The 6,000-nt window shown below is 70.1% G+C and carries 8 protein-coding genes; 5 read left to right on the top strand and 3 right to left on the bottom strand.

Annotated features, from left to right (window positions below; genetic code table 11):
* Positions 1–352 precede the first annotated feature (352 nt).
* The gene (locus CCN35_RS13225; RefSeq protein WP_067399849.1) at positions 353–775 is read right to left on the bottom strand and encodes an Hsp20/alpha crystallin family protein; all 423 of its coding nucleotides are present in this window, start codon (positions 773–775) and stop codon (positions 353–355) included.
* Positions 776–1,134: 359 nt separating this feature from the next.
* Here CCN35_RS13225 and CCN35_RS13220 point away from each other — a divergent pair, with 359 nt between their 5' ends.
* Entirely contained in the window at positions 1,135–1,560 is a 426-nt protein-coding gene (locus tag CCN35_RS13220) for an Hsp20/alpha crystallin family protein (RefSeq protein WP_067399846.1), read from the top strand.
* A gap of 362 nt (positions 1,561–1,922) precedes the next feature.
* On the opposite strand, the gene CCN35_RS13215 is transcribed toward CCN35_RS13220, so the two are convergent.
* Both CCN35_RS13215 and CCN35_RS28680 read right to left on the bottom strand, forming a co-directional pair.
* On the bottom strand, positions 1,923–2,402 hold the full coding sequence (locus CCN35_RS13215; RefSeq protein ID WP_067399842.1) for an Hsp20/alpha crystallin family protein: 480 nt from the start codon (positions 2,400–2,402) through the stop codon (positions 1,923–1,925).
* Between the two features lie 300 nt (positions 2,403–2,702).
* Positions 2,703–2,840 carry a hypothetical protein gene (locus tag CCN35_RS28680; protein ID WP_169721352.1) on the bottom strand — a complete coding sequence of 46 codons (138 nt, stop codon included), beginning with the start codon at positions 2,838–2,840 and terminating at the stop codon, positions 2,703–2,705.
* Between the two features lie 558 nt (positions 2,841–3,398).
* Between CCN35_RS28680 and CCN35_RS13210 the strand changes: the two genes are divergently transcribed.
* The 4 genes from CCN35_RS13210 (at position 3,399) to CCN35_RS13195 (ending at position 5,997) form a co-directional block, all read left to right on the top strand.
* On the top strand, positions 3,399–4,103 hold the full coding sequence (locus CCN35_RS13210) for a lysophospholipid acyltransferase family protein (RefSeq protein ID WP_086792767.1): 705 nt from the start codon (positions 3,399–3,401) through the stop codon (positions 4,101–4,103).
* Positions 4,104–4,255: 152 nt separating this feature from the next.
* Entirely contained in the window at positions 4,256–4,699 is a 444-nt protein-coding gene (locus CCN35_RS13205; RefSeq protein ID WP_067399835.1) for an Hsp20/alpha crystallin family protein, read from the top strand.
* A gap of 130 nt (positions 4,700–4,829) precedes the next feature.
* Entirely contained in the window at positions 4,830–5,306 is a 477-nt protein-coding gene (locus CCN35_RS13200) for a YflT domain-containing protein (protein WP_067399830.1), read from the top strand.
* 118 nt (positions 5,307–5,424) lie between these two features.
* Positions 5,425–5,997 carry a hypothetical protein gene (locus tag CCN35_RS13195; protein WP_067399825.1) on the top strand — a complete coding sequence of 191 codons (573 nt, stop codon included), beginning with the start codon at positions 5,425–5,427 and terminating at the stop codon, positions 5,995–5,997.
* Positions 5,998–6,000 lie beyond the last annotated feature (3 nt).

The raw sequence follows: 6,000 nt of genomic DNA, 5'->3' as shown, positions 1-6,000 counted from the left end.
TTCTCCCCGGTGCTGCCGGCGACACCGGAGAGGCCGCCGGCAGCACCGGGGAGAACGGCGACGGCACCGAGGAAGGCGGCAACCGCCCCCGGAACCGTCTGCACCTCGTCGACGGCCCGGCCGGCACCAAGGACGGCGAACCGGAGGCCCTGGGCGGACCGGCGGCTCCGCCGGCCTGACCCTCTCTCCGTGAATCTCCGCGAACTTCTCTCCTCGTGAACGTCCGCGGATCGTGCCGGTGCTCCCGGTGCGGCCCGGCGCGAGGTGTGCCATGACATGCGACAGGGCCCGGGCGGTCCGCCCGGGCCCTGAAGACTGACCTGCGAAGGGGAGGGACCCCGGCCCCTCGAGGTCAGCTGTTGAGTTCCTTGCGTCCGCTTCCGCCGCTGATGGCGATCTTGCGGGGCTTGGCCTGCTCCGCGACCGGAATCCTCAGCCGCAGCACACCGGCCTCGTAGGAGGCGTCGATCCGCTCGGTGTCCAGGGTCTCACCGAGGAACAGCTGCCGGCTGAACGTCCCCGCGGGCCGCTCGGTGATCACTGTCTCGGTGTTCTCGCCGTACGCCGGCTTGCGTTCGGCCTTCACGGTCAGGACGTTGCGCTCGACACCGAGGTCGATGGACTCCGGGTCCACGCCCGGCAGGTCGAGTTCGACGAAGAACGTGTCACCGTCGCGCCAGGCGTCCATCGGTATGCCGGCGGGGTGAGCGGCCGTGCCCCACATCCGTTCGACGAGCCGGTCGAGTTCCCGGAAGGGATCCGTCCGCATCAGCATCTGCACCCCTCCTTCGCATCGTGACTCCGTGTCCTGTCTTCTACCTCTTATATACCACGCAGCTGAAAAGTTAACAAGGACAGACTCAACTTTTTTCGTGATCTTCTGGCGGTGGGTGGCTTGCGGTTGGGCGGCGGAGCCCTTCAGTGCATCCGGGCGGAGGGATCGGAGGCGGGCGTGGCGGGAAGCCCTCGGGTGTCTTGCGGCCTCATGGCAGGAAGTTGAGTCGACTCATAGCAGCTTCTCTTAACTTCCCTTGTCAAACATTGTGCGATCAGCTATATGAAGAAAGTGTCATCACGATCGAGGCCGCAAGACCGTGGGCTCGACTTCCTCGCACAGGAAAGGAGAAGTGGGACATGCTCGTGCGCGCCGGTGCCCTCGGTGATCTCGACCGTCTTCTGCATCAGCTCGCGCACACGGCCGCTTCCCCGTCCGGTGCCACCATCCCGGTGGATGCCTGGCGCGACGACGAGGCGCTCTACCTGCAGTTCGACCTGCCCGGCATGGACCCGGCCGGCATCGACCTGACCGTCGAACGCAACACGCTGACCCTGGTCGCCGAACGCCCCTCGCCCTTCCCCGAGGGCGCGCAGCCGATACTGACCGAACGCCTCACCGGCCGGTTCACCCGCCGCCTGGACCTCTCGGACGCCCTGGACACCGACGCCCTCGAAGCGCGATACGACCACGGTGTGCTCACCTTGCGCATCCCGCTGGCCGCGCGCGCCAAGCCGCGCAAGATCGCCATCACCCACGGTGCACGCAAGCAGCTGACCTCCTGACCGCCCCTGCGGACGCCCTGCACCCGCGAGGCAGCGACACGGTGTTCTCCCGGCGCCCTTCCGCGGAACGCGGGTCCCTGATGGGGGAAGTCGGCCGGCGCGACACATGTGCCGGAGGTCCGGCCAAGTGTGCTCTTCCCGGCCCAGGGCCGGCCGGCACGGGCTCGGCCGTCGAGGGCGCCGGGAACGGCCCCGGCCGGTGGGCGCACAAGTGCCGGGCTGCTCGGCCCGCGGGCTCGGCCCGGCACCGACGACTCCGGAGCCGTCGCGATCCGCCCGATCGAACCGGACCGGGGCCTGCCGGACCCCGCGGGGTCCGGCAGGCCCCGGTGGAACCGGCCCGGCCGGTGCCAGGGCGCTCGTCAGTCCCTGGTGGAGATCTCGATGCGCCGTGTCCTGGAGGACTCCGCCTTGGGAACGGTCACCGTCAGAACCCCGTCGCTCAGCGTCGCGTTGATGCCGTCGGCGTCGAAGTCGCCGGGGAGCAGCGTGCGGTGCTCGAAACGGCCGACCCTGCGAGTGCTGTGGCGCAGCAGTCCGGTGCGTTCACGTTCCGTGTACTCCCCGCTGATGACCAGTTCCCGGTCCATCACTTCGATGTTGATGTCGTCGCGCTTGACGCCGGGAACCTCGACCTCGATCCGGTAGGAGTCGTCGGTCTCGGTGAAGTCGGCCAGCGGTGTCCAGGCGGCGCTTTCGGTCAGGGCTCCGCCCATGGTGGATTCCAGCAGGCTCTCCATCCGGCTGAACAGCTCGTCGAACTCGGTCAGCGGGTCCTTCCAGCCGGGCATGAGCCGCCCGGTGAGCCCACCGGTGGCACCGCGTCGTACGGGCAGGGCCATCGCAGTCACCTCCGTGCGCGTCTTGCTCGGACGTCGACTGGCCTCAGTACCCCTGCTGGTGTCCCTCACACGGCGGGCGGGGGTCGTCCGGGAGAGTCGCGGACGCGCACGTCGGCGCCGTCACGGCCGGCACGTGCATGGTCCGGGGGGCGGGGGTGAGAAAACTGTTCCGGGACCGGGCCCGGGCGAAGCGTGAGTACGGCATGGGTGCCACGGGGCGGCGCGGCGACGACGGGGCGCTTCCCTGCTCACGCGGATCTCACTCGGAGCACCCACGTGGAAGCGCTCACGCGAAAGCGCTCACTCGGAAGTGTCGTCCTCCACCTGGTAGACCTTGGTCCAGGTGGTGCCGCAGCGGCAGTAGGAGTGCTCCACGAGCTCACCGTCCTCGGTGACTCCCAGCCCCTTGTTGATGCGAACGTGCACATGCTCGGACATGACAAACCTCCGTCTCGTCGGCCCACCGCCTGGAGGACAGGCCAAGCCCCGTATCATCCACAGGCGGGACAAAAGCCGTATAGGAGCCACGTCACACTGACGGACGACGCAGGGGTGACGCTCGGACGCGTGCCGCTTCGGACGCTGCGCGGCACCGGCGGCCGTCGCCCGCCCCGAGCCGCTTCGGCGGCCGGCGGCCCGCCGCGCACATGACCGCTCGCTGCCGGACAACGAGGCTGGTGGCCGGGGCGGACCGCCGATTCCGGGAGAGGTACCGGACGGACCGCCGGAACGGCTCAGGGACGCCGCAGCGGCTCCCGTGCGACCGGGCCGACGAACCGCGGGGTCCGACCACCCAGGCCGGAGATGTGCCGGAAATCACGGCCTCCCCTCGGGGTGCGCCCCGCACCTCGGCCGGGGCGGCGTTCGACGGCGACGAGGGCGACGGGGCGACGTTCGAGGGCAATGCCGACCGGGCACCCGGCTCCGGGACGGATCCGGCCCGACGGCCCGGACACGGAACCACCGGGGAAACGACGTGGCAACGGGAAGCCGCCCATGCTCTACGACCTGCTCAAGTACGTCCTCCTGGGACCGTTGCTGCGGCTGCTGTTCCGGCCGCGGGTCGAGGGGCTCGAGCACATTCCGGCGGAGGGGGCGGCGATCATCGCCGGAAACCACCTGTCCGCCCTGGACCCCCTCCTCATGCCCGCGGTCCTGAAACGGCGCGTCACGTTCCTGGTCAAGGCGGAGTACTTCACGGCACCGGGGCTCAAGGGCCGGCTGACCGCGCTCGTCCTCGGCGGCGCCGGACAGATCCCGGTGGACAGGTCGGGCAGGGCCGCAGGAGAGACGGCGCTCCAGGAGGGGCTGAGGGCACTGGAGAGGGGAGAGCTGCTCGCGATCTATCCGGAGGGCACGCGGTCCCCCGACGGCCGGCTGTACAGGGGCAAGGTCGGGGTGGCGGTGATGGCGCTGGCCGCGCGGGTCCCGGTGATTCCCTGCGCGATGGTGAAGGCCCTCGGGATCCGTCCTCGAGGACGGATCCTGCCGGGACCATCACCGGTCACCATCCGTTTCGGGGAACCGCTGCACTTCTCGCCCCGTGCGGAGCAGGAGCAGCAGAAGGCGGTGCTCCGGGCCGTCACCGACGAGATCATGGCCGCGATCCTGCGGCTGTCGGGCCAGGAGTACGTGGACCGGTACGCGGCCGAGGTCAAGGCCGAACGGGCGGAGGAACGGACGAGGAGGCGACAGGACTGAGACGGCGACGGGCCGCGCCCCCGCGCCCGGCGGCACCGGGCGGGCCTCGCGGGCTTCCGCTTGCCCCTGACGACACCGGGTACTCAGCGGGGACGGAGCCCTGGACAGCGGCCCGTTCGAGCAGGAGATCGAGCAGGAAAGGAGTAGGACGGATGACGCTTCCCGCCCGCCGCGACATCGGCAGCACGCTGTGGAGCCCCTTCCGCGAGCTGGAGGAACTGCGCGAACGCATGAACACCCTCTGGACCCACGGCTTCGCAGGCGCCCTGGAGGACGTCTGGTCGCCGATGGTCGACATAGAGGAGACCGACGACGCCTACCTGATCGAGATCGACCTTCCCGGCGTGAAGAAGGACGACATCTCCGTGGAGATCGAGGGCGGAGAGCTCGCGGTCCACGGTGAGATCAAGGAAAAGGAACGGACGGGCGTGATGCGCAGCCGCATGCGCCGCACCGGCCGGTTCGACTACCGCACCACCCTTCCGCGGGACATCGACACCGACCACGTCCAGGCCGACCTCAGCAACGGCGTCCTCACCCTGAAGCTTCCCAAGGCAGAGGAGGCCAAGCCGCGCAGGATCGAGATCTCCAGCTGACCACCACCGCCTCCCCGGCAGCCGGGAAGGCACCGGCACCGGGGAGGCGCCGGCGGCCGGGGAGAGCCCACCCGCGCCGCCCCTGGACGCGACCGGTCCGGCAAGGAGAGTCCCGGCAAGGAGGGCACCGATGACCGTCCAACCGCCCCCGAAGGTCGACCGCCCCGTCGTGGGCTCCTACCCGACGTACGAGGAGGCCCAGCGGGCTGTCGACTTCCTGTCCGACAGCGGATTCCCCGTGGAGCGCACCGCGATCATCGGCTCCGACCTGCGGATGGTGGAAACCGTGCTCGGCCGCCTGACCCGCGGTCGGGCCGCTGTGGCCGGCGCGGGCTCCGGAGCATGGTTCGGTCTGCTGATCGGGCTGCTGCTGTCCCTCTTCGCCGCCAGTTCCTACAACGCCCTCGTCCTCCTGATCGGCGGCATCGTCCTCGGCGCCGTCTTCGGTGCCGTCTTCGGGTTCATCGGCCACTCCCTCACCGGAGGCCACCGCGACTTCGCCTCCCGCAGCCAGATCGTCGCCGCCCGCTACGACGTCGTCGCCGAGGCACCGGTGGCCGAGGAGGCGAAGAACGCGCTGATCAAGCTGGGATGGCGGGAGTCCTGACGCACATGTGCACGGCGGGCGGCAGGACGCCGGTGCAGGATGCGCCGGCCGGAGCCGGTACGCGGCCCGCGCGAGCCCGTACAGTAATCCGGACGACCCCGAGGGAGATCCGGAGACCATGCCCGAGCGGAACAGACAGTTCGGCCTGTACGGCGCCCGCGGCATCAAGGGCCATGAAGCCGTCGCCCGTCAGCTGGACGCCCTGGCCGGCTACATCGCCACTCCCGTCACCGCCCGGCGCGGCCTGCTCGCCCGCCTGCACTACCTCACCCGCACCGACCACGCCCGCCGCAGGGCGCGCAAGGCCGGTCTGACCGTCACCGACCGCACCCTGAAGGCCTGGCTGGACGGCAGACGCTCGCCGTCGAAGGCGAACCTGGAACGCATCGAGCAGGCCTACCGGACGGTGCGGCGGGAGAACGTCGCCCGTTATCTGCTCGCCCGTCTCAACCGTGAGGGCCGCGGCACCCGCGTCGAGATCCACCCCCTGAACCAGTCTCAGGTCGCCCGGCCCCACCAGCGTGTCATCGAGTACCGCACGCTGAACGTGCGCAACTGGGACCGCATCGTGCGGGCCTGGGCGGCCGGTGACGACCGGGAACTGGACGAGGCATGGATCGACCAGATCGTCGACCTCGGATCCCAGTGGGGCCAGTACGAGTACGTCACCAACATCGGCTTTGCGGCATGACGG

It is taken from the genome of Streptomyces thermovulgaris (assembly GCF_002155915.1).
GTDB classification, from domain to species: domain Bacteria; phylum Actinomycetota; class Actinomycetes; order Streptomycetales; family Streptomycetaceae; genus Streptomyces; species Streptomyces thermovulgaris.
Note: the sequence above shows the minus strand (reverse complement) of the source record. Positions and strands in the feature narration are given on the sequence as shown.

What these genes read in the sequence shown, in the direction of transcription:
- CCN35_RS13225 (WP_067399849.1), bottom strand. Translation starts at nt 775, where the DNA reads ATGCTGATGCGGACGGATCCCTTCCGGGAACTCGACCGGCTCGTCGAA.
- CCN35_RS13220 (WP_067399846.1), top strand. Translation starts at nt 1,135, where the DNA reads ATGCTCGTGCGCGCCGGTGCCCTCGGTGATCTCGACCGTCTTCTGCAT.
- CCN35_RS13215 (WP_067399842.1), bottom strand. Translation starts at nt 2,402, where the DNA reads ATGGCCCTGCCCGTACGACGCGGTGCCACCGGTGGGCTCACCGGGCGG.
- CCN35_RS28680 (WP_169721352.1), bottom strand. Translation starts at nt 2,840, where the DNA reads ATGTCCGAGCATGTGCACGTTCGCATCAACAAGGGGCTGGGAGTCACC.
- CCN35_RS13210 (WP_086792767.1), top strand. Translation starts at nt 3,399, where the DNA reads ATGCTCTACGACCTGCTCAAGTACGTCCTCCTGGGACCGTTGCTGCGG.
- CCN35_RS13205 (WP_067399835.1), top strand. Translation starts at nt 4,256, where the DNA reads ATGACGCTTCCCGCCCGCCGCGACATCGGCAGCACGCTGTGGAGCCCC.
- CCN35_RS13200 (WP_067399830.1), top strand. Translation starts at nt 4,830, where the DNA reads ATGACCGTCCAACCGCCCCCGAAGGTCGACCGCCCCGTCGTGGGCTCC.
- CCN35_RS13195 (WP_067399825.1), top strand. Translation starts at nt 5,425, where the DNA reads ATGCCCGAGCGGAACAGACAGTTCGGCCTGTACGGCGCCCGCGGCATC.